The 22,108-nt window shown below is 42.4% G+C and carries 16 protein-coding genes; 11 read left to right on the top strand and 5 right to left on the bottom strand.

The genetic code is table 11. The features are described from left to right. Positions 1-9 precede the first annotated feature (9 nt). The 11 genes from KO518_RS07995 to KO518_RS07945 all read left to right on the top strand — a co-directional run bounded on the left by KO518_RS07995 (position 10) and on the right by KO518_RS07945 (position 15,445). Entirely contained in the window at positions 10-1,296 is a 1,287-nt protein-coding gene (locus KO518_RS07995) for a glycosyltransferase (protein ID WP_216025292.1), read from the top strand. A 5-nt stretch (positions 1,297-1,301) separates the two neighbouring features. After that, a complete protein-coding gene (locus KO518_RS07990) occupies positions 1,302-1,811 on the top strand; it encodes a serine O-acetyltransferase (protein WP_216025291.1) in 510 nt (169 codons plus the stop codon). Then, on the top strand, positions 1,808-2,995 hold the full coding sequence (locus tag KO518_RS07985) for a glycosyltransferase family 2 protein (RefSeq protein ID WP_216025290.1): 1,188 nt from the start codon (positions 1,808-1,810) through the stop codon (positions 2,993-2,995). The genes KO518_RS07990 and KO518_RS07985 overlap by 4 nt, the downstream gene beginning before the upstream one ends. After that, positions 2,995-4,161: a hypothetical protein gene (locus tag KO518_RS07980; protein WP_216025289.1), complete on the top strand. Its 1,167-nt coding sequence runs from the start codon at positions 2,995-2,997 to the stop codon at positions 4,159-4,161. Before KO518_RS07985 ends, KO518_RS07980 begins: the two co-directional genes overlap by 1 nt. A 1-nt stretch (position 4,162) precedes the next feature. Then, a complete protein-coding gene (locus tag KO518_RS07975; RefSeq protein WP_371742268.1) occupies positions 4,163-5,149 on the top strand; it encodes a polysaccharide deacetylase family protein in 987 nt (328 codons plus the stop codon). Further along, complete coding sequence (locus tag KO518_RS07970) at positions 5,133-6,215, top strand: glycosyltransferase family 4 protein (protein ID WP_216025288.1); 1,083 nt, start codon at positions 5,133-5,135, stop codon at positions 6,213-6,215. Before KO518_RS07975 ends, KO518_RS07970 begins: the two co-directional genes overlap by 17 nt. Before the next feature lie 5 nt (positions 6,216-6,220). Next, entirely contained in the window at positions 6,221-7,348 is a 1,128-nt protein-coding gene (locus tag KO518_RS07965) for a glycosyltransferase (RefSeq protein WP_216025287.1), read from the top strand. A 400-nt stretch (positions 7,349-7,748) separates the two neighbouring features. Continuing rightward, the gene (locus KO518_RS07960; RefSeq protein WP_216025286.1) at positions 7,749-10,685 is read left to right on the top strand and encodes a right-handed parallel beta-helix repeat-containing protein; all 2,937 of its coding nucleotides are present in this window, start codon (positions 7,749-7,751) and stop codon (positions 10,683-10,685) included. 440 nt (positions 10,686-11,125) lie between these two features. After that, complete coding sequence (locus tag KO518_RS07955) at positions 11,126-12,115, top strand: glycosyltransferase family 1 protein (RefSeq protein ID WP_216025285.1); 990 nt, start codon at positions 11,126-11,128, stop codon at positions 12,113-12,115. A gap of 166 nt (positions 12,116-12,281) precedes the next feature. Then, positions 12,282-13,301, top strand: coding sequence for an acyltransferase family protein (locus tag KO518_RS07950; RefSeq protein ID WP_216025284.1), 1,020 nt, complete (start codon positions 12,282-12,284; stop codon positions 13,299-13,301). A gap of 188 nt (positions 13,302-13,489) precedes the next feature. Beyond that, on the top strand, positions 13,490-15,445 hold the full coding sequence (locus tag KO518_RS07945; RefSeq protein ID WP_216025283.1) for an acyltransferase family protein: 1,956 nt from the start codon (positions 13,490-13,492) through the stop codon (positions 15,443-15,445). 177 nt (positions 15,446-15,622) lie between these two features. On the opposite strand, the gene KO518_RS07940 is transcribed toward KO518_RS07945, so the two are convergent. The 5 genes from KO518_RS07940 to KO518_RS07920 all read right to left on the bottom strand — a co-directional run bounded on the left by KO518_RS07940 (position 15,623) and on the right by KO518_RS07920 (position 22,102). Next, entirely contained in the window at positions 15,623-17,278 is a 1,656-nt protein-coding gene (locus KO518_RS07940; RefSeq protein WP_216025282.1) for a hypothetical protein, read from the bottom strand. A gap of 185 nt (positions 17,279-17,463) precedes the next feature. Then, positions 17,464-18,900 (bottom strand): lipopolysaccharide biosynthesis protein, encoded by a 1,437-nt coding sequence (locus KO518_RS20215; protein WP_216025281.1) that lies wholly within the window; start codon positions 18,898-18,900, stop codon positions 17,464-17,466. A gap of 3 nt (positions 18,901-18,903) precedes the next feature. Further along, positions 18,904-19,851, bottom strand: coding sequence for a sulfotransferase family protein (locus tag KO518_RS07930; RefSeq protein ID WP_216025280.1), 948 nt, complete (start codon positions 19,849-19,851; stop codon positions 18,904-18,906). Between the two features lie 8 nt (positions 19,852-19,859). After that, on the bottom strand, positions 19,860-20,789 hold the full coding sequence (locus KO518_RS07925) for a glycosyltransferase (RefSeq protein ID WP_216025279.1): 930 nt from the start codon (positions 20,787-20,789) through the stop codon (positions 19,860-19,862). Between the two features lie 5 nt (positions 20,790-20,794). Then, positions 20,795-22,102, bottom strand: coding sequence for an O-antigen ligase family protein (locus KO518_RS07920; RefSeq protein WP_216025278.1), 1,308 nt, complete (start codon positions 22,100-22,102; stop codon positions 20,795-20,797). Positions 22,103-22,108 lie beyond the last annotated feature (6 nt).

The raw sequence follows: 22,108 nt of genomic DNA, 5'->3' as shown, positions 1-22,108 counted from the left end.
ACAACCACTATGCACTACATTAAAAAAATAAAGAAAGAATGGACAGACGCTTTGCGCTATGCCCCGCAGGTTCGTCGTGCTTTTCGCCGCTGGTTTACCAGCAAAGGTGACAGAGCCGCTAATTACAGCGAGAAACTCGATTACTATTTCAAGGGTGCGACATCATTACTTTCACCTTCAGAAGACACTTTAAGCGCGCGTATAAATGCGCAACTCGACAAAATTACGGATATTTCTTCCTGGGCGAAAAAACACTATGGTGAAACCAGCCATGTCGTCTCGAAGGGGATTATTATTAAACCGTTTGTAAGCGAGCAAGAAAAAGGGGTTATTTATGTGAGCTTTGAAAAGCACCTTATTCGGTTACTCAACGCTAACGATTTTTCCACTCTACAGGACCAATTTATTATTGTTTTTGCGCCCAGTTGGAGTCCGCCACATTCTCCGGCGCTTTTTGCCATGCCGCGCATACTTAATGATGGTTTATTTACTACCATCAGTAACGCGGTAGATCACGATTACATGGCGCTAATTTCAACTAAGCTCACTTCCTTGCATTTATACGCATCGAGCTGGGTAAATAGCGAAAAGTTTCAGCTTCGTCCCTTCGAAGACAAAGACATAGATTTGTTGGTTATTGCCAATTATGGCACGTTCAAAAGACATATTGCGCTTTTCAAAGCGCTGTCTGAACTCAGCAAGGATATACGCGTGACGCTAATAGGCCAGGAAGAACCCGGTCGAACGCTAGATGACATCAAAAACGAAGCAGAACTCTACGGTGTGGGACACATGATAGAGTTCGCCGGTCCTCAGCCTTATGAAAAAATTACCGAATATTTGTCTCGAAGCAAAACCACAGCAATATTCTCAAAGCGCGAAGGATCTTGCGTGGTTGTGGTAGAATCGATGGCAGCCAATGTACCGGTTGCTGTGCTCAAAGACGCCGAACTGGGCTCAAAAGAATTTGTCAATGATCAAACCGGTGTACTGCTGGAAAACACAAACATGGGTAAACAGTTACAACGTTTCATTGACAACGCCGGAAACTATCAACCCAGGCAGTGGCTGCTCGACAATGGCATCACCTACCAAGGCAGTGTCAAATATTTAAACAATCGGCTTAAGCACTGGCATAAACAGCACAATAAGCCATGGACTAAAGACCTATTCACACTGGAACGCAGCCCGCTGGCCACCATTGCAAAGCCGGAAGAACAAAAGATAATGCAAAAAGAGCAACAGCGTGTCTATGAGGAATTTGGCCTTTGGATAGGACGAGAGAAAAACCAGTGAAACTCATGGAATTAATTAAAGCTGATATGAAGCAAAAGCAGCGTGTATTTGAAGCTGACGGAGCCCCGGTATCCACGCTTCGTCTGTTTGTGGTTGATGGCACAGGCGCGAATATTGTTTTCAGACTATCAAACTGGCTCGCCATGCGCTCAATAACCAAGCCTTTGGCCTTGATATGCCAGGCACTCAACAAATGGTTTAACGGCTGTGTCATTGGCGTTAATGCTACCTTTGATGAAGGATTGGTGCTCATGCACCCTATGGGTGTGGTGATTAACAGTAAAGTCAGAGGGGGCAAAAATATCGTTATCGAGAGCGGTGTGGTCATTGGTGACGAAAAAGGCCACTCCCCCGTGCTGGGTAATAATATCTTTATCGGTGCCGGTGCGAAAATTATCGGTAATGTCACCATTGGTGACAACGTTAAGATTGGCGCCAACGCAGTGGTGGTTAAAGATCTGCCCGCCAATTGCACCGGATTAGGTATTCCAGCGAAGCCGAGAATGCCATCATGACAATTTTTGAAGTCCTGTTTTGGGTCTCAGTATTTATTATTACTTATACCTACTTTATTTATCCGGTTTTGTTGATTATAGCAAGCAGCCTTACTCAGGCGGTGCGCGATACCCGATTTGTTCTGAAAAAAGCCAGTCGGCGAAAAGCGAACAGTGACATTCCCTCCGTCACCGTGGTTATTGCCGCTTATAACGAAGAAAAGTGTATTCGCGAACGAGTGGAAAACCTGTTATCGCTGGAATACCCGAGGGAAAAATTAACTATCCTCATTGGTTCTGACGGCAGTAACGATGACACAAATACCATTTTGTCTGATTTCCAATCCTACCCGCAAATGCAAATCCATTTGTTTGAAGAAAATCGCGGCAAAATAAATGTACTCAATGATTTGCTCACCCGAGTAGACACGCCAATATGTGTCTTTTCTGATGCCAATACCTTTTTCGATAAAGACGCTGTTCAGCGTTTAGTTGCCGATTTTAGACACGATGATGTTGGCGCCGTGTGTGGCGAACTGGAACTGGTTGACCCGTTTTCGGGTAAAAACAAAGATAGCCTGTACTGGAAATACGAGCAGGTACTCAAATTTCACGAAAACCGCATCAATGGGATGTTAGGCGCCAATGGCGCCATTTATGCCATACGTACTGAACTTTACCGTCCACTACCGTCAGATACCATTATTGACGACTTTTGCGTGTTCATGAATATCGCTAAAATGGGCTATCGACTGACATACAACCCAGAAGCAAGAGCCAAAGAAGAGATTGCGCCAAACCTGGTTGAAGAAGCGTCTCGCCGAATCCGGATTGGCGCGGGAAATTATCAGGCCATGTCTCGTCTAACATGGGCACTAAACCCATTAATCGGGGCCCGTTGCTTTAGTTATATCAGCCATAAGGTTATGCGCTGGTTTGTCCCTCACTGCATGTTGCTGGCATTACTCAGCAACGTCGTTTTGAGCTTTTACAGTGGAGGATATGCCTTGTTACTGGCTGCCCAAATTTTGTTTTACGGACTCTTTACCGTTGGCGCCAGGAGCACAAGGGATATGACAGGTAAATTAGGGGCAGTGATAAACCTGATAACATTTTTTGTATCTATGAACATTTCACTGGGACGCGGTTTTGTTAGATTTCTGACAACCCGTCAAACAGCTACTTGGGAGAGGACTGCACGCTGATGATTTTTGTTTTCTTGTTTTTATTTGGAGCCATTTGTGTGGCATCAGCGGCCTTGGCTCTCATTTACAAAAAGGACATGCATACCTGGATACTCGGCTACGTTAAAAGGCGAAAGCCAGCCAAAGCCAATATCAAAGGCCCCATTCACGTGATGTTTTGTTTTGTTGATCATTACGAACCTCAGTGGAAAAACAAAGACAACATAGAGCTGGAAAGAGCCCGGGTCGACCGCTGGATGCGCGATTATCCGACAATGGCGAGTAAATTTACCGATGCAGATGGATACCATCCAAAGCATTCCTTTTTCTTTCCAGAAGAGGAATATCGCCATGAGCACCTGGCTAAATTATCGGATCTCTGTCATCGGGGTTTTGGTGAAATTGAAATACACCTTCACCACGAAGACGACACCAGTGACAATTTACGCAAAACACTGAGCAATTTTGCTAAAACGCTGCACCAGGAACACGGTGCACTTGCGCTGGACCCCAAAACCGGACAGCCGGTATATGCCTTTATTCACGGTAACTGGGCGTTGGACAACTCTCACCCACAAGGCAAATGGTGCGGTGTCAATGACGAGCTTATCGTATTGCGAGAAACGGGCTGTTATGCAGATTTTACCTTTCCGTCTCCTGACGCCACTCAGCCTTCTCTGCCTAACACGCTGTATTATGCCAAGGATGATCCTAACAAACCAAAGTCCTACGATACCGGGCGCGAAATGAAGGTAAACGGTGAGGCCTGGGGTGATATGCTTATGCTGCAAGGGCCGTTGGGTTTTAACAAAGAAGAATCCAAGTTCGGCATTCTGCCTAAAATTGAGCGTGCAGATATACGGCAAAACTGTCAGCCAACACCTGGCCGTGTGGATAACTGGGTAGATACACATATTCATGTAAAAGGCAGACCAGAGTGGGTTTTCATTAAAATCCACACCCATGGTGCGCAAGATATCGATATGGATTGTCTACTCGGCAAACCTGTAGAATTAATGCATGCCCATCTCACCACCAAGTACAACGATGGAGAACGCTATAAACTGCACTACGTCAGTGCCAGAGAAATGTATAATATTACCAAGGCAGCGGAAGCCGGTGAGTCTGGTGACCCGAACGATTACAGAGATTACATACTACCGAAGCCCACATTTAGAAGGATGTAACGTGGATTTAAAGCGGATTCAGATGAAGGTTGAGTCGTTGATCGGGCTCGATCAGCGTCGCTGGAGACAAGCTCCTTATGGCTTGTATAGCGTCAACCTTCATCGCGTTGGAGATTACAGGGAAGCGAGTGGCGATCCAAACGTTTACTCTTGTACGCCGTCACAACTGGATGCGCATATCCGTTTTTTCAAACAACATTTTGATATTGTTAGTCTTGATGACGTTACACAAGCCATTGCTTCGCCAGCATTGCTAAAAAACCGCCGATGTATGGCCATTACCTTTGACGATGGATACGCTGACAACTACCATCATGCATTTCCGATCCTCACCTCTCACCAAGTGCCAGCTGCGTTTTTTATTGCCACGGGTTTAGTGGGTAACAACGTGCTCCCTTGGTGGGATAAAGTTGCGTTTCTATTAAAAAATAGCGCGTTATCTACCATTAAGCTGACACAGTGGGTCAACTCAGTGGGCTATAAAGGCGACATTAAACAGTTTATCAGGCTGGTGCTAAAAGAGATAAAGGCATCAGGGCAATGTCTGGACAAACAAATTGAAGAGCTGGAGTCACTTACTGGCTTGAACTCGTCTTATCCCAGCCCAGAATTTGTTAGTTGGGCGCAGTTAAAAGAAATGTATAAAGCAGGTATGACAATTGGCGCTCATTCACATCATCATTATATTCTTTCAAGCCTTACTGATGATGAAATTCTCTTTGAACTACAGCACTCAAAAAAATTACTCGAAGAACATTTGGGTATTAGTATTAACGCGTTCAGCTATCCAGTTGGTAATCAATCGACATACAACAATGGTGTTATCGAAGCACTCAAATCATCCGGTTATGAGCTAGCCTTTAACTTTCGACCAGGCATAAACGCCAGCGTGGAGAAGAAGTGTTACGATTTACACCGCTTCCCCATAGAGCCAACCATGACGACAGATAGCTTTAAAAAAATGGTGTCATATGCCCCCGTTTACTAAAGGCCTTCGCATTTTGCACATCGTTAGTAGCTTACAAGTGGGCGGTGCTGAAAAGTGCGCTGTGAACTTGGCAAGAATTCAATCTCATCAGGGCCATATGGCCTCTATCTTGTCATTTGGAGCACCAAACGACCCATTTACCCAAATACTCTCTAGTGCAAATATAAAATACTACACCATTCAGGGTAATGTTGTTGCGCGATTGTATAGCACACTCAAAGTACTCAGCCGATATACCATTATCCATATTCATTCGCCTGCGGTGATAAGGGCGCTAGCCCCACTCTTTTGGTATCTAATGACAAAAAAAGTGATTTATACCATGCATGGCGAACATTCGGCCAACTTAGGTGGTATGGTACTAGCGCACAAACTGGCGAACACGTATTTAAATGGCCGCTATGCAGTATCCGAGCGTGTACGAGATGGTGTTAGATCTCGGTATAGATGGTCGCCAGCTACTGTCACCGTAGTGCCAAATGGAGTTTATGTGCCCTCTTCTAATCGTTTGCCCTCCAGACGAAATCCCAATACAGTATTTCGCTTTGGCATGGTGGCGCGTTTGGTACCGTTAAAACAGATTGATAAAGTTATCGATGTCTTTGCTAAATGGGTACTAACTACCCCCGGCACATTACATATTTTTGGAGACGGTCCCGAACGTGACCACCTGGAAAGAAGGGTGGCTGAAAACCAGCTAACAGACAAAGTGACGTTTTACGGCAATGTGATTAACGAAGACAACATTTATCACACCTTCGATTGTCTCCTAATCAATTCCAATACTGAAGGTTTGCCAATGGTATTGTTGGAAGCAATGGCTCGTAGACGCCCTGTTATTTCCACCCGGGTTGGTGCCATTCCCTCTCTCATTGAACAAAGTCGCGCTGGGTTGCTAATTGATGTTGATGACACGACGCAGCTCGCTATGTATATGCAAAAAATGGCAACTGATACGTTAATGTATGAAACACTGGCCAACAATGCATACGTGTATGTATCTACCCACTTCGGGATTAATCAGGTATCTGATATTTATTTAGCCCCATTCATTGGAGTACAATAAGCAAAATGTCAACGCCCGCTATCTTATTCTTTTCTAATTTATACCCAGTCACCTGGGACCCAAACCGCGCCGCCTTCAACTATCAGCAAACCCAGTGCATGGCAGGCAGAGCCAAGATGACTTACCTTGTGCCAGTTCCTTTTATTGAGTGGTTTAAACATCGCATTATTAAATGGCAAAGACAACCAGATGACGTTACCACCTTCCCTTATTTTTATACACCAGGTGCAGGCAGGCGATTCTATCCTTTTTTCTTGCTTCTCTCCGTAATCATTTGTGTAGTTCCGTTAGTCAAGTTTGCGAGTGCTCAACGCGTATTGGCTAGTTGGGCGTACCCCGACGGCGTGTGTGCAGCCTGGCTACAGAGAATATTCCGCTTTCAACTTGTTATTCAATGCCACGGCAGCGACATCAATGTGCACATAGAACAATCTAACCGGCGTAAACAAATACTCTCAGCCTTTAAGCAAGCGACTTGTGTTGTTACCAAAAGTCAGGCAATGGCAAAGCTAATTAATCAGTATGACAACGGCATTTGTACCAAGGCCGTCTACAATGGTGTAAATGTTGACAGATTCACTCTTAAAGTAAACGACACACTCGACCAGAAACTATGTAGACTACTGTTTGTAGGCACTATCATTTCCACCAAAGGTATCTTTGAACTGGTTGAATGCATTGATACTCTGCGACTATCAGGCCACAATATTCACCTCGACGTGGCGGGTAAAGGAGCTGAGATGGAACGTTTACAGTCCTGTATTTACGAACGCGGGCTTTCCTCGCATATTACTGTCCACGGTTCTTTGCCCCACGAGCTTATTGCAGAAATGATGCGGAACAGCGATGCTCTTATCCTTCCTAGCTATCGTGAAGGTATACCCAACGTAATGATTGAAGCACTGGCTAGTGGCGTACCAGCATTGGTAACCCCTGTTGGCGGTGTACCAGAAATTTTAAAAGATTCCGTCAATGGCATTATTTTAACCAGTCATTTACCCGACGATATCGCTGAGGGTATTTCGCGGTTTCGCTCACAACAGTGGGACGCTTCTGCCATCCGCAGCTCCATATCCCACCTCAACTGGGAAAACAACGTATCCACCATACTTGACCTATTTGAAACAAACTAAAAATGGCTTTCTAGTTTGTTGATCTGGCACATCGCTCTCTTCTTGACGACCACATGCTTCGCTCGATATGCGTGCTTAGATACCGTCATGTTCAAAATTTTGCGCCTAAGCTTGCCCTAACAATATATGTTTCTCTATCGAAAGAGCGGGATTCAGGGCTCCCACTGACTTCGCGCAATAAATTTTGGAGGAAATACTCCCTTTTATATTCCATTTGATTTTTGGTCTCTACAAGGCATATCCCAGAAAAATTTTATTGTTCGAAATCTGGTCTTCCTTATTATCAGTCACTTGGGTATCTTTAGCGACATCTATCCAACACTGGTATACCAAACAATACTCAAAGACAATGAAATCTAAGTTATAGTTTAAGCGTAATTTGTCCAAGGGTCTAACTGCTATGAAAATCCGTACACTAACCATTGCCATTTCGCTGATGATGTCGTCAGCTCCCCTAGCCGTCTACGCCACAGAAGGAAATTGTGAAGCTGTATCACTTTCAACTAACAAGGGTGGCTATATAAACGGATTTAGTTTCCCTACACTATCGAATCTGGCCGCTGGCGAAGTGTTCACTTCCCAATGTGTTACCGTTGAAGATGGTCATCCTGATATTCTTTTCGAGCCGCAAGGAAATGTGTTAGCTGCCATAAATGGCGGTCAGTTTTCTTCTGCACCATTTTCTTTGCCTTCTGGGACGCAGTTACAGATAAAAGCACGAGCTCCAAAAACTGTAGGCTTACAAACCATCTATAGAATCATTGGACAACTCCCTGACTCGTTAGAAACAACTCAAAAACGCGTCTACGTTAACCAAGTGGTAAGCAGTAGTGACACCACTGTGCCTGTTGATATTCCTGTCGATAGTTCAGAAGGTGCGACCAGTGAAAATAACAACAGTTGTGAAATCGTTGACCTATCATTATCAGTACAAGGACAGGAGCTAGAGCCAATTTTAGAAGGTGCGCCTGGCAGCATCGTAACCAGCGAATGTATTACTTTTATAAATGTTCCTTCGAGTACTTTTGTTGAGCCACACCGAAGGGAGACCCTTGTTATCAATGGGACGCAAGAAACCAATGATACGACAGAAGTACATGAAAACATGTCTGTTGCTTTACGCGATAAAGTATCCACTATTAGTGGTGATGCTAATAACTTTCGATTTAAACTAAGCTATTTCGATGATAAGAGCGCAAAACAAGAAGTCTATTATCGATGGCGCGTTATTACTGAAAATGAACTTGCAGGGCAGTCCTGTACGATGATAACGGGCCAAACAGACGTCAATATCCCTTATTCTATAGAGAGCGAAGGTATTCCAACTGTTGATTCAATGTGTATCTCGGTATCTGAGTCAGGTTTACTTTCATTGTCTCAATCAGGTGTACAAGTATCTGTTAATGGTGAAATAATAAACACGAATTCAGTTAATGTAGAAGCAAACGACCAGTTGGTATTACAACAAATACAAGATAAGAATAGTCGTACATTCCTCTACAACGGTGTTTTCCAGACTGACGCAGACCAAGAAACTAACTTAACATGGATAACCGTCAATTCAGAAAACGTAAATAGCAATACCCCCTCTGAACCGGCGCAGAAAGAACAACCTACCTCACCGCTATTGCTGACTGTAGATCCAAATTATTTTAGTGATTGTCGCCCTTTAGATTTGTACATAAGAGGCAATGGTAAACGCTCCCAGGTTGGAACCGTGCTTTCATCAACCCTTGAAATAGAACCAGGTGTTGCTACTGCTTCCGAATGTATCGAGTTTGGCGGTATGGAGACTGATGCAGTCCTTACTTCAGTTAAAGGCTCTTGGTTTTCTGTAAACGGCGCCCCCTTTACACAAGAGGATACAGAAATATCTAACGGCGATCGCGTTGTCCTAGCCTACAATACCCCTCACACTCACGGGTTATCAACAACTGAAAGAGTAAAAGCTGTATTTCCAGACCTGGCTGAAAATACAAGTCCATTGTATTTAAAATGGGGAGTCCAAACATCAAATACCGGCCGCGCCCCAAGAGAATGGCATATTCACCCTGAGGGAGAATATAAACAAGTAGAAGATATTGCATCGCAACTTGTTGCTGGCGATATTGTCAATATTGCTGGGAATTACGAATATAAACCGTTTATTCTGGAGGGTATTAGTGGCACCAAAACTAACCCTATTATCTTTCGTGGAACAAGCGTCAATGGTAAGCGGCCAACCTTTAAAGGGAATCACACTCGCTGGCCATGGACTATCGGCGTGCGTAGCTCTCACAATATCCGTTTTGAGAACATAGAAATCACCGGAGCAGACACGATTTGCTTCCGGCACGAATCCAACAATATTGTGCTTGAAAACATTTATCTTCACGATTGTAAAGTTCACGGAATACTTGGTACCGACTCATCATCTGGTAGCCTTACCATCAACCAATCTGAAATAACGAGAACTGGCGGTAAATATGAAGGACGCCCGTGGGGTCACGCGGTTTATGTCGCTACAGATCAATACATGTTTCCAAACAGTACCCTGAAGATTACTCACAGCTTCTTACATGGCAATAAAGGTAATACTGTAAAATCTAGGGCCGAGCGTTTGGAATTATACTACAACTGGATCGAAGTAAATGACCTTGAACAGGCTAGATACGCCGTCGAATTAATCGGTCCTGTTGTCGTTACCAGGCACCCAATCGAGCAAGACGTAACAGGAAATTTGTTTTGGCTAGGCAAAGATTCCTATGCCATTAGAGCTGGCGATGATGGTACTGGTGGCTCAAACGGTATTGTACGATTCACTAACAACACTGTTATTCATGCCGCCGAGTCAGATCATTATTCTTTTATGCGACTTGATCATAAAATGACAGCAGTCGGCGTTCAAAATAATATTTTTATCAAAAAAAGTCCTAATGCTTTTTATACAATTATACGTGACAACGTAAAAAAAGAGAGCTGGGGGACGGGAACTGAGGCTATATTTATTAGTAATAACATCCTTCCACAAGACAGCTATTTGAACACCACGAATCACTCACAGCGGCGGCTATTAATAAAAGATTACCTTTCCGAGGCAGCTTACAAAGGTAATTCTGAGCAGAATAGATTTGACGGCATAAACGTTAACTATTCAGACATGTCTCTTTACGTTAATCAAAATAGTGAACTACTAAGGCTTGGCAATCCGGGCTCGGCTTTTAATGGAGAATTTCTCTTTTCAAGCCCTCTGAAATATCTTGATGTATCTTATAAAGCTCCCAATCAGAGGCCAATAGAGAATTCACCAATATTGAAAGTAACGAAAGATTACTCAGCGACTACCGGAGCTCTGTGAAACATCTTTTGAAAGTAGGCCAAGGTAACTCTGCCAATACGGGAGAAGTGGCCTACACTGTTTTTTAGATCAATACAACTTGAACTGAGATTGGCTTATCTCGCCTGATAGGCCAATTTACTCTTTCCAAAAAATAACTATTGATATGTTTCTTTGCCAATTTTAATCGACTATCTGCCTTTGTAATGGTATACATTACGATTATGGCTTCTGCCTAATACTAAATGTGTGGGATGTAAAAATCGTTAGGGCTTTTAGTAAATTAACACAGTAGATACAACCGAATGTTACAAATCATCAGGGAGCTCTGGAGTGTGGTTAAGCTGGGATGCGATTGCAAATACTAAATTATTTATTTTCCATGTCAAAATCTTCAAATTATTGCTCAACAATATTGAAGAGCGCGATTCAAGATATAGCATATTAGAATGGGATTTCTTATGAAAATAGGTGTCTACAGACCTAAAGAGTTACCAGAAAGTTTTAACGTTTGTATAGACAACATTATCAGGCATTTTCCCAGAAGTGATGTAGATGTGGTGGAGTCTAGCGTCCCTGACGAATTATCATTTAGTGATTTGATTTGGGATCCAAGGGCTGGTGGTGGGCATGCTCCAGCAGACTATCTTCTTTCATTGAAAAAACCATTAGTTGTAACCTTACATGGAATTGGTCCAATATTGTTCCCTGAACATTATTCAAATGGTTTTTTACGCCGACTGAAAGTTATCCGCAACAATTTTGAAAAGAAGAAAAAATGGAAAAAATGTAAAACTAATGTCGCCAAAGTTGTTACCGTATCTAATTTCTCTAAGCGTGTTATTCACGAAGAACTAGGGGTTCCATTGGATGCTATCGATGTTATTTACAATGGCGTTGATACTGAAATTTTTGAATGCCGTTCCGTTGATAAGCCGATAGAAGAACCTTACTTTCTGCATATATCTAATGATGAATCGAGAAAAAATGTTGACCGAATAATTGCGGCTTACAGTTCTTTGCCGCAAGACTCTAGGTGGCCTTTGGTTTTAAAGCTATCAAGTGAACGCGAAGTAAATGTACCAGGCGTTAAATTAATAAGAGAGCGCCTGAGCGAACAAGATATCGCATCCTTGTATAAAGGTGCAGGTGCGTTTTTATTTCCATCTATTTACGAAGGATTCGGAATACCAATTATTGAGGCAATGTCCACTGGTTGTCCTGTCATAACCTCAAAAAATACTGCTTGCCAGGAAGTTGCTGGAGGCTTTGCAACCTTAGTTTCAGCAACCAGCGTTTCATCAATTTCTAATGCCATGAAACAACTGATGCAAATGCAGGTCGACGAGAAAGCAATCAAGAATATGCATGAACATGCAAAAACCTTCGATTGGAAGGTGGCTGCTAATGAATACCTAAAGCTGTTTAGGTCACTTCTAAAATTGAGTTAAGGTGTGCTAGTGTGATTATCAGAGAAAACTAACGGTCTAGGCAGCAAGTGATTTTGACTCGTTCACACTATCAATACTGTCGCTCTTCGACAAGGATCCCCCGCCGTCAAACAGTCAAAATCATGTTATTCCTCAGCCAGTATTTCGAACACTGCGAGCGCATATATTGTCATTTCGTGCGGATTTGAGCAGCTATGCCAATAAAGATTCTGTCAAAGGTAAAGTACTAATGCATCGAAATATATCACTAGATGTTCTTAAGCTTTTTATGGCTTTCATGGTTGTCGGATTACATGCGGAATTTTTAAGCGAATACTCTTCTTTGGGTTCCTATCTTTCGGTGAATGGCCTCTTTAGGATCGCAGTTCCTGTTTTCTTAGTTATTAACGGATTTTACTTCTACCCAGTGTTAGCTCGAAATTTTCAGATTGACTGGCTTAAAAGAGTTTTTGTTTTATATGTTTTTTGGATGTTGTTTTATTCGTACTTTTGGTTTTCAGTACCAAATCTCTCTTTTACAGTAATCGCAAAGTTAGTTAGAAATATAGTAATAGGATATCATCACCTATGGTATTTATCAGGAATGCTGGGAGCAGCGGTGCTTCTACTAATATTTAAGCGCCTATCTTCCTTTCTTTTTATTAGTACTGTCTTAGTTTCAGCAACGATTGGAATAGCTATTCAATATCTTGGAAATTATCATTATTTTGAGAGTAGCATCTTAGATAAGCTATTCAATATAAACTGGTTTCACCGGAATGCACTACTATTTTCTTACCCGTTCTTCTGTATTGGTTATCTGATTAACAAACACAGTATTCACGAAAGGCTCTCTTTAACGCGTGCTGTAGTAATAACCGCTATAGGAAGTATACTCCTTCTCTTTGAGTCATCTTTCAACTTTTATCAAAAAAATAGAGAAGGCGGCTTTGACAACTATCTTTCCCTTCTTTTTTTATGCCCGTTTATTTTTATATTATTTGCAAAAATAGATATAAAAGGCAAGAGTAAAAACATCGCGTTATACTCATCTGCGATCTTTTTTATTCACTCGTTTATTCTATCTATGCTAAGAAAATTTTCAGACCTAGAACCGACTATGTTAACTTTTTCATGTATTCTTTTCTCCATAGTAGCCTCTTATTTCATAATAGAAGCTAATAAGAGAGTTAGGTTCATTTTGTAGATATTTAGCCTTTGCAAGGCAACTGTTCCGATAGATAGAGCCGGTAACATTTATTATAATTGTTGCCGATTCTGCTTTAATCATTAAGCATTCACGGGGTGAATATTTTGTGATAACCAGTAGTAATATTATTTTGGTTCGCTATTGCGCTGCCAGCTTGAAGCTTTCATGGATGGAGAATTAAAAACATGGCATCTGAGATTAAGTACAGACCGGATATAGACGGTCTGAGGGCCCTTGCGGTACTCCCTGTCGTATTTTTTCATGCGGGGTTTGAATTTTTTTCTGGGGGCTTTGTTGGTGTTGATGTTTTCTTCGTCATCTCAGGCTTTCTTATCACTTCGATACTCTATTCTGAGATTTCTAGTGGCCGTTTTTCCTTAGTTCAGTTTTACGAGCGAAGAGTAAGACGGATTATGCCTGCACTACTGGTAGTGCTAGCCTTTACACTTTTCACTGGATATTTTCTCCTTCTCCCTGAAGAGTTTTCTTATTTAGGAGAGTCCACCCTCGCAACCCTGCTCTTTATCGCCAATATTTTTTTTTGGAGTGAAATGGGCTATTTTGCCATCGAAGCGAAATCAACCCCGCTACTACATATGTGGTCATTGGGAGTAGAAGAGCAATTTTACCTCTTTTTTCCTCTGCTACTCGCGTTTGTTCATCGTTTCCGAGCCAAGCTAAATTTAGTCGTTGTATTGTGGTTAGGGTTCTTTATATCTCTGGCTTTAAGTGTATTTCTCGTTTATCTCAAACCTTCTTTCACGTTTTATAACCTCCCAACAAGAGCTTGGGAACTTTTAGCCGGAAGCTTGCTTGCAATCCACCTTGCAAATAAGCAGTCCAAAGTACGCTCAAAACACGCTAACAATATAATAGGCTCAGTAGGTTTAGCATTGATTATAGGAACCGTATTACTGCTTGATGAAAAACAGGTATTTCCGGGCGCACTAGCTGTTCCCCCAGTGCTAGGAGCATGCTTGATAATTTATGCTGGTGCGTCACAAAAGCAATGGGTGGGTCAATTACTGAGCTCCAGCCCCCTGGTTTGGGTAGGCTTAATTTCTTACTCATTGTATTTGTGGCACTGGCCCATAACTGTTTTCATTGAATTTTTAATTGACGAAGCTTGGACTCCTTACCTTATTGTCACGGTCTCTATTCTTTTTGCATGGGGGTCATACATATTTGTTGAGACACCATTCCGTCAACGTAGAATAGGCAAAGATCGCGCCGCCCTATTCATTACAACACTTGGGTTTACTTCTCCAGTTATAGTAGCCGCAATCATCATTATCCACCACGCAGGGCTTTCAAATAGACTACCAGAGGTCGTCGTAAAAATAGCCGATGGAAACACATATCTTCACTCAGAAAGACACTGCCACTTTTTGTCACTAGAGCAAATAGAAAATGGCGATGCTTGCTTATTTGGGCAAGCTGACAAGGCTCCAACATTTGCATTACTGGGAGATTCTCATGCCGATGCTCTGCGTCCAGCTTTAGAAACCGCTGCGCTTAATCTTGGGATCTCTGGACTACATATGACAAGGCCAGGTTGTCGCCCCCTTCTGGGTGTAAAAGAGACAGGTTCAGCGGAATGTGTCGTTGTTACAGAGAAATTTTTAAATCAGATAATTAAAACGAAGAGTGTTGAGACTATTTTTCTAGCAGGCTTTTGGGAGTTACCTTTTACAGGTTTTAGTTATAAGAATAACAATAATTTCATTGTCGACGAAACAAACAGTGAATTTGATGTACGGAATAACCCAACTGTTTATCTAAGAGGACTTGGAAAAACCATTGATCTATTAATAAAAAACGGGAAGAAAGTTGTTTTTGTCGAGGATGTTCCCCATCCCCGTATAAATGTCAAAAACTACCTCGCGCGAAAAGTATTGTTTGGCTTAACACCTTCAAAGTTGTATTTCGAACAAAATTTAGAACCGCAGTATCTAGTAAAAAACGCCATGGGAGAACTGCTTGATCAGGTTGACTACTTGGAGCTTGCTACTACTCTTTGTGATGGTCAATACTGTAAGTACTATGACAACGGTTTACTATACAGAGACGGAGACCACTTAAGTGTTGAAGGTTCAAAGCTTGTCGCACCGGTGTTTGAGAGCGTCCTTCGCCCCCATTGAAACTGAATATCAGTTAACCTGTAAATTAAAGGCCTGATATTCAGGCCTCGTGGATTGAGTAAGCCATTTAGAACTAAAATGGTGGCCGTCAAAACTTTGCTCCTTCTCTTTCGCTACAGGAGTATACCTGAACGATTTACAACGCCCGCCATTGACTCCTCATCTTTGAACGAGCGTTTATCTCAACGTTTCAATATAGCTGTTTGCTTTTGGCCTAGACGAAAAAGGCAGCCAAGAATTAATACTCGCCTTATCTTTACCACTAACATTCTTCTCTAGCCAGTTATTATCACTAACGTCAATTTCTACATGATTAGTCGTCATATTGTCTATGACTACTTCGGAAAAGTAAGGAGTGGATAGCTCGGCGCTTCCTTCGTTGTGGTAATACAGAACATCCAGTGGGCTCAATATATTAGATTTAATCCGTACGACGGGCTTATTATCCGTCCATTGTTCAGGGCTAAGCGTATCTCTTACAAAAATGGGTTTAGAGTTGGCGAATAGAAAGGTATTATTTTCTACTTCAAGTTCACCTAATCCGTGGTAAATCCGAAAAACGGTTCCGTCAAACGTTTTAGAAAAAACAAACAGATTATTGGCGAAGCGCTCGGCACCAATATTTCTCCCGGTTCCATCGCCACCCACACGAATACTATGCTGTTGACCAATATTAACCAAAATATTATTTTCAACTAAACCATAAAGCGGTTCACTATCATCATACGCATCGTAACCAATAAGCTCTATGAGATAACGTGATTGATCTTCTGTGGAGGTTTCTAACCAGTTGCCAACAATATGAGTATTTTCTGCACGGGACTTGACTGCATTACCCCTATTGCCATGAACAAAACTATTTTTAAGCGTAAAAGTGCTTCCCGGAAAGCGATCTCTGTCTGTAGCAATATATATAGCGTGGCCCCAAGCTCTCCCTTCTACCTTGCCCCCAGAACCATAAACTTCGCTGTTCTGGATCGTAATTGAACCCGAACTATGGTCTGTCCCCAGCACACCGTGATGACAATCTCTTATAACGACTTTTTCAAGTAAAGTATACGCAGCTTCGTTTCTCAAGCACACATCACCACCTTCAAGAATTACGTTTTTTATATGCCAGAAATGTGATCTCGTTAAACCAATAACCCAGTCTCTTTTACCTTCACCTCTTCCAACTATGCGCGGTCGCTCAGATGACTCAGTGGCATTGCTGGTCAATTTTATAGGCGCTTCCTCAGTCCCTGAAACTTGCTTTACAGAAAACCCTTGATAGACCGCATTCTTTTGTAAGCGAATAGTGTCACCCGGTTTCAATTTTGGTAACACTTCAGAAATTTCACGGTACATATGCGAGGGTCCAACATCGTAAATAGTATTACCTGGACTATCGCTGGCCGTGATCATCCACACGATTTGGTAGAGATTTCTTTTCAGTTGGGCTTTGTGTGCCGTTTCCTTAAACTGTATTGTCACTCTTTTATCTTTACGCCCCATGGCGGGGGGCAAAGATTTTATCCTTATTGAATCACCATCTTTAACTTTCTGATTATTCGGCGGTTCAAACACCCCATCGTTGATAGACACCAGAAAGTCCTTCCCGGTTAGAATGAAGCTCGAATCTATCCCAGTAAAATAAAGACAAGCGGAAGTAATTTCCTGACCTGATTGGGCACCTAGTGTCGCTGGAAATGACACTTGTTGGCGTTTGCCATTTTTCCGTATAGATACATCTTTCAACTTACATTCTTGCTCGCTTTCGCTAAAAGCAAAAGCTTGGCTAGCAAGTAACAATGGAAATAGTAAAAAAAAGCAACAACATAGGAATTTTCTCAATTTAAATGCCTCGGAGCTTTGTGTAAAATTTTTAGGATTTTTCTGGAATTCTAAACTTAATACGTGCGATAGAACTCTGTAGAACATTGAAAGCCTGTTAGTCACTTTACAAAGAAATCATCCCGACGAGCAGGATAACAATAATTTATTTCACAAGCGCGTCAAAAACTTCTTCGCCTCCAGCTTTATTTTAGCTTTCCTCTTACAAGTGACAATAATTCAAAGACTAGTTCACGCTTAATACAAATTAAAACACCAATATAAGAAACTGCACCAATCAAGATTTGGATCAAAAGGGAAACAGGTTCGAATATCCCGGAGCTTTGCAGATAATCTCCAGTAGCGTACACTAAAACCAACATTATGCCACCTGCGACAAATGGCAGTGTGATATTTCTCCATTTTTCAACAATAGACAAGCCAATAGCTTTGCAAGATCTTGCAGTAGTAATTGTATATGAAATTGTAAACCCAATAAGCCATGCAAGTGCCATCAATTCAGGACTCTTACCGATGAAATAAAAGCATGGTGTCAGGATAGCGAATGTTATGAAAATATTTGTTATGAGTACATTCAGCTTTCCCGTAGATTTTAGCAATGGAGAAAACATCTGTTCACCTGAGCGGAAAGGCATTGATAAGCAGTAAATCAACATTGCAGTGCTCGCTTCAACCCATTTATCGCCAAAAACTAATGGCACAGCCAACGAAGCACAACCAGCGATCCCCCAAAATATTGGAATGAAGAGCAGATAAGCCATTCGTTGGGATTTTAAAAAATAGCGTAACTGTTTTTCCGAATCGTTTTGAATCTTCGCGTAAGCAGGGAAAGCAACTTGCCTGACAATTGGCATTACTTTTGAAGCGGGTATCATTGCAACAACGATAGCAAACTGATATATACCAACTTCGCGCTGCGACATTACTATGCCAGCTATTGCAATATCAATATGGGTAGCAAGGTGCGCCACAAAACCATGGAATGATGCATTTTTAGCGTATACAACCATATCTGCAATACTGGAAGTGATTTTTGCAGGAATTACGCGGCTTTTTTCTACCACCACATAACTACACTGTTTAAGGACACTGGATGCAAGATTACCTACCACAATAGACCAATAGCCGTAATCGGCATACGCCATCGCCACGGTAACCAGTGATCCTACTGACTCACTGAAGGCATCAACCATAGAGAGCTTTTTAAAGTTCATTTCCCTATTCATTTTGGTTTGCTGCATAAACCCAATAAGCACGATAAGGAAATTAAACGCAGTGACCTGAAGCACAGCCTCTATAGCAGGGTTATCATAAAACTGGCTGATAAATGGCGCGCTCCCTTGCATCAGCAAAAAGAAAAGCACATGGGCCATTATCATAAAAGTATAAAATTGAGATTGCTTCTCCGGGGTAAGATCGGGTTCACGAATAACCGCCGAGGCCAGTCCCCCAGTACTCAACGACCATAATAGCGCAGAGAAAAAAGATCCGAGTGCAATGACAGTATAATCTTCTGGAAACAGCAACCGAAGGGTAAAAATAGTGGTTCCCCAGCGAATAGCTTGCCCAAGAGCTTTCCCAATCGCCACCCACTTTAGTGAACGAATTACTTCATCGCGCACGGGCTAGATCCTTGGTTCTATGTTAAATATTTTTCTAAGCATCTCTTCCACCTTTTTCACTGGTAAGCTCAGCTTCCACCATATTGAGCGATAGGATTTAAAGAACAGGTGCCGATAAAAAACTTCTGACTGTTTGACGCTTCTTAAATGCTCAACCAATACCACAGACAGGCGGCTGCAGTAGCTGTCGTATTGCGATTGCACATCGGCAGAGATATTTTCACTGTGTTCAAGTACGTTGAATAAAGACATACTCAACTTACCAAGCTCACTTTCAGGCTCGAAACGACTTTTCTGCTTGATTAAGCGAGTGTCAACAAAGCTTGAGCTACCACTTTGCTCTGGTGTTATATCCGCAGCGTCAAAAACACGCTCCATCTGTGACGCTGGGTTTTGCATCAAAGCATCGAAAAATACGACGACTCGGTTTTCCGGCAGTGTATTTATCATGCTCGACAGTGTGTAATTCATCCATAACATCAGGGACTTTTCTTCAGAAAACCCATCCCGTTTAGCCAATGAACCTGCGACTTCCGTGGGGCGACGAACCATAACAATGTATAAAGGTTCCACATCAGCTTTCTCTAATACAGCATGCCAAAATGGCAGTAACAATGACGTTCTTGGGTCTTTCATTCCCCAGTAGGGATGCTTGCCATATTCTGATTTCACTAATGCCACACCGCGCTCAATCCAGGGAGTTAAAGCGTCTATATCAAAAGTTTGATGACAACTGGCTAGCGGGTCATCCCAACTCCACCCTAACACATCGAATAAGCGCTCGTTGAACCTGACCAGTGCCGAATTTTCGTAAAAGCCTTTTTCATTGACTCCTTTTTGTGGGCCATACAAGGAATCGCCCATAAAAACGCCCTGCTCTGCCAGAGAGCCGGAAACAGCAGATGTCCCACTTCGGTGCATACCTACAATGATAAGTGCTTTGGCTTTCACAATAATCCTTAAGAAATAACTGATTTACGCAAGCGTTTAAGCTGCTTTACAAGTCCTACCGGGGCAAGATAGAGCAATACGCCTATCACTAACCAACTCAGTGACAACTTATTGCGGGTCCATGCTTTTAGATAACAGCGCCCCGCATCTGAGACTTCGTCGCGATACAGAAAATTATTAGCATAATGAATGTATACTCGGGTAAGTGCGTCATCGAGGGCTTCAGCTTCCTCCGCGGTTAAATCTGGAAGCGCTGAAAGCGTCTTAATACAGTAAACATCCGCAGTTAACATTTTCCTGTTGTTTAACGAGTAGTTTCCACCGTGAATGACATAAGTCGCTAGGGGCTTCTTGACCACTGCGAAGTCACATAACCTCGCAAGTTGCATCCAGACAAATCGGTCGTCCACACCTTGAAGCGCTCTCTCTGCGTTAAAATAGCCAATATTTTCAATTAGGGATTTACGCACTACTACCGTACAGCAGGTGATAAAATTCTTTTTACAAAGTGCAAAAAAGCACTGGCCTTCGTGGGCCGGAATTATCAGTTCAGAATGTCCTTTCGTATTTATCGCTTCAGTGCCTGTATACACCAACCCTACTTCTGACTGTTCAAAAAATGGCATTTGCTCGCTTAACTTGTTGCTATGCCATATATCATCCTGATCACAAAAGGCGATAAAATCCCCGGTAGCCGCTTTTATTCCCGTATTTCGCGCTGCTGCTACACCACCGTTTTCCTGCTCAATCACAACTAAACGACTTTCGTCCGTAAAGGGAATTAAATATGGCGCCACGGGGTCGGGAGAGCCATCACTGACAAGTACCACTTCAAGGTTTTTGTAGCTTTGTGCAAATATGCCTTCCAGGGTCTTTTTAATCGTGTCTCCGCCATTGTAAAAAGGCACAATGACACTGACTTTTTCTGTATGCACCATAGATTTTATAACCCTAGTAAAACAGCAATAATTACATACATTATGGGGAGAGATAAGAACGCCCATAATGCACATTTAAAAAATAATGGCCACGACATCGACGACTCGATATCGGGATGGAGACGGCTGGCGCGAATATAGCAAGCCACGCACACAGCCGCGTATACATAAAAGAAAAGCATATAGGTTCTACTGATAAAAAAGGCAGTAGTGCAATACCCTATCATGGAAATAATCAAATAAACTGCCGCAGCTTGCTCTTTTGCGAATAGCAATTTATTAGCTGCCCGATTGACATCTATTTTTCGAACCTGCAGCAGCATTACAAAGACCATGATAAGGAAAGTCATCCACAACATATAACCACTAATGCCTAACTCAGCGAAGGCCAATACATAAGAGTTGTGTGCGGTTTTACCGTGATAAATAACAAACTGTTCTTTCCCCACTCCGAATAACGGGCGGTACTTAAACATTTGTATCCCTTGGTACCAAGCTTCCAACCGCGCATCCGCGCTCTCATCATCTGTAGAAATGGCACGGAATTTAGACATCACGAAGATGGCGGCAGGCGCAGTAACCAGGGTAAGAAAAATGGTTTTTATTTTGCCAAAACGCAAATAAAAGAAAGCAATAAAGACAACAAAAGTTCCAACCAGCGACCCTCGGCTACCACTCCAATAAATACCTGCTAAATAGGCTACAATGCAGCCCAAATACACCAGTTTCATTATTTTGCTCTTCGCCTGGGTCATGAAATAGGCAGCCAAAGGAATATTCATCAACAGGAACATACCCATGTCATTGGGGTCATTAAAAATACCTATGTAGCGGGCCTGAAGAGACTCACCTCTGGGCATGGCAGCTTCTGCCCATCCAATGCCCAACGGGTTGGAAATCTGCGTCCAGGATTGTTGTACCATCACAAGAGCAGCCCCCATACTCACAAGCATAATCCAATGTTGTCGCTTTATGGTTTGCAGAAAACCAAGAAAGAGTAAGAAAGGTAAGAAATTAGAAGCAAAAGAGTCTTGCATAACAAAGGAGTTAGCAAAGAAACGGAAGGCCCTAAACTCCGACAAGATCACGACAAACAACATAAACAGCAACAAGGTGCACTGTATATTCCAAATTTTTGGCGTCAACGCTAGGAGGTAACTGACAAACGCAAGAATGAGAAAAATACGAAGAAGCGGAAATTCAATTACGAACATAGGCCATTCGTGGGGACGCAGGAAAACCAGTATGGTGTACACCAGTAAAAAGAAAAAACCTATCCTGCAGGTAGGTTTAATTTCTTCTGCTTCGAGCACTTTTGC

The sequence above is a fragment of the Aestuariibacter sp. A3R04 genome (assembly GCF_018860805.1).
Classification (GTDB): Bacteria; Pseudomonadota; Gammaproteobacteria; order Enterobacterales; family Alteromonadaceae; genus Alteromonas.
This window is presented reverse-complemented; position numbering and strand designations above follow the sequence as displayed.

What these genes read in the sequence shown, in the direction of transcription:
- KO518_RS07980 (WP_216025289.1), top strand. Translation starts at nt 2,995, where the DNA reads ATGATTTTTGTTTTCTTGTTTTTATTTGGAGCCATTTGTGTGGCATCA.
- KO518_RS07955 (WP_216025285.1), top strand. Translation starts at nt 11,126, where the DNA reads ATGAAAATAGGTGTCTACAGACCTAAAGAGTTACCAGAAAGTTTTAAC.
- KO518_RS07945 (WP_216025283.1), top strand. Translation starts at nt 13,490, where the DNA reads ATGGCATCTGAGATTAAGTACAGACCGGATATAGACGGTCTGAGGGCC.
- KO518_RS07990 (WP_216025291.1), top strand. Translation starts at nt 1,302, where the DNA reads ATGGAATTAATTAAAGCTGATATGAAGCAAAAGCAGCGTGTATTTGAA.
- KO518_RS07985 (WP_216025290.1), top strand. Translation starts at nt 1,808, where the DNA reads ATGACAATTTTTGAAGTCCTGTTTTGGGTCTCAGTATTTATTATTACT.
- KO518_RS07925 (WP_216025279.1), bottom strand. Translation starts at nt 20,789, where the DNA reads ATGGTGCATACAGAAAAAGTCAGTGTCATTGTGCCTTTTTACAATGGC.
- KO518_RS07960 (WP_216025286.1), top strand. Translation starts at nt 7,749, where the DNA reads ATGAAAATCCGTACACTAACCATTGCCATTTCGCTGATGATGTCGTCA.
- KO518_RS07965 (WP_216025287.1), top strand. Translation starts at nt 6,221, where the DNA reads ATGTCAACGCCCGCTATCTTATTCTTTTCTAATTTATACCCAGTCACC.
- KO518_RS07970 (WP_216025288.1), top strand. Translation starts at nt 5,133, where the DNA reads ATGCCCCCGTTTACTAAAGGCCTTCGCATTTTGCACATCGTTAGTAGC.
- KO518_RS07995 (WP_216025292.1), top strand. Translation starts at nt 10, where the DNA reads ATGCACTACATTAAAAAAATAAAGAAAGAATGGACAGACGCTTTGCGC.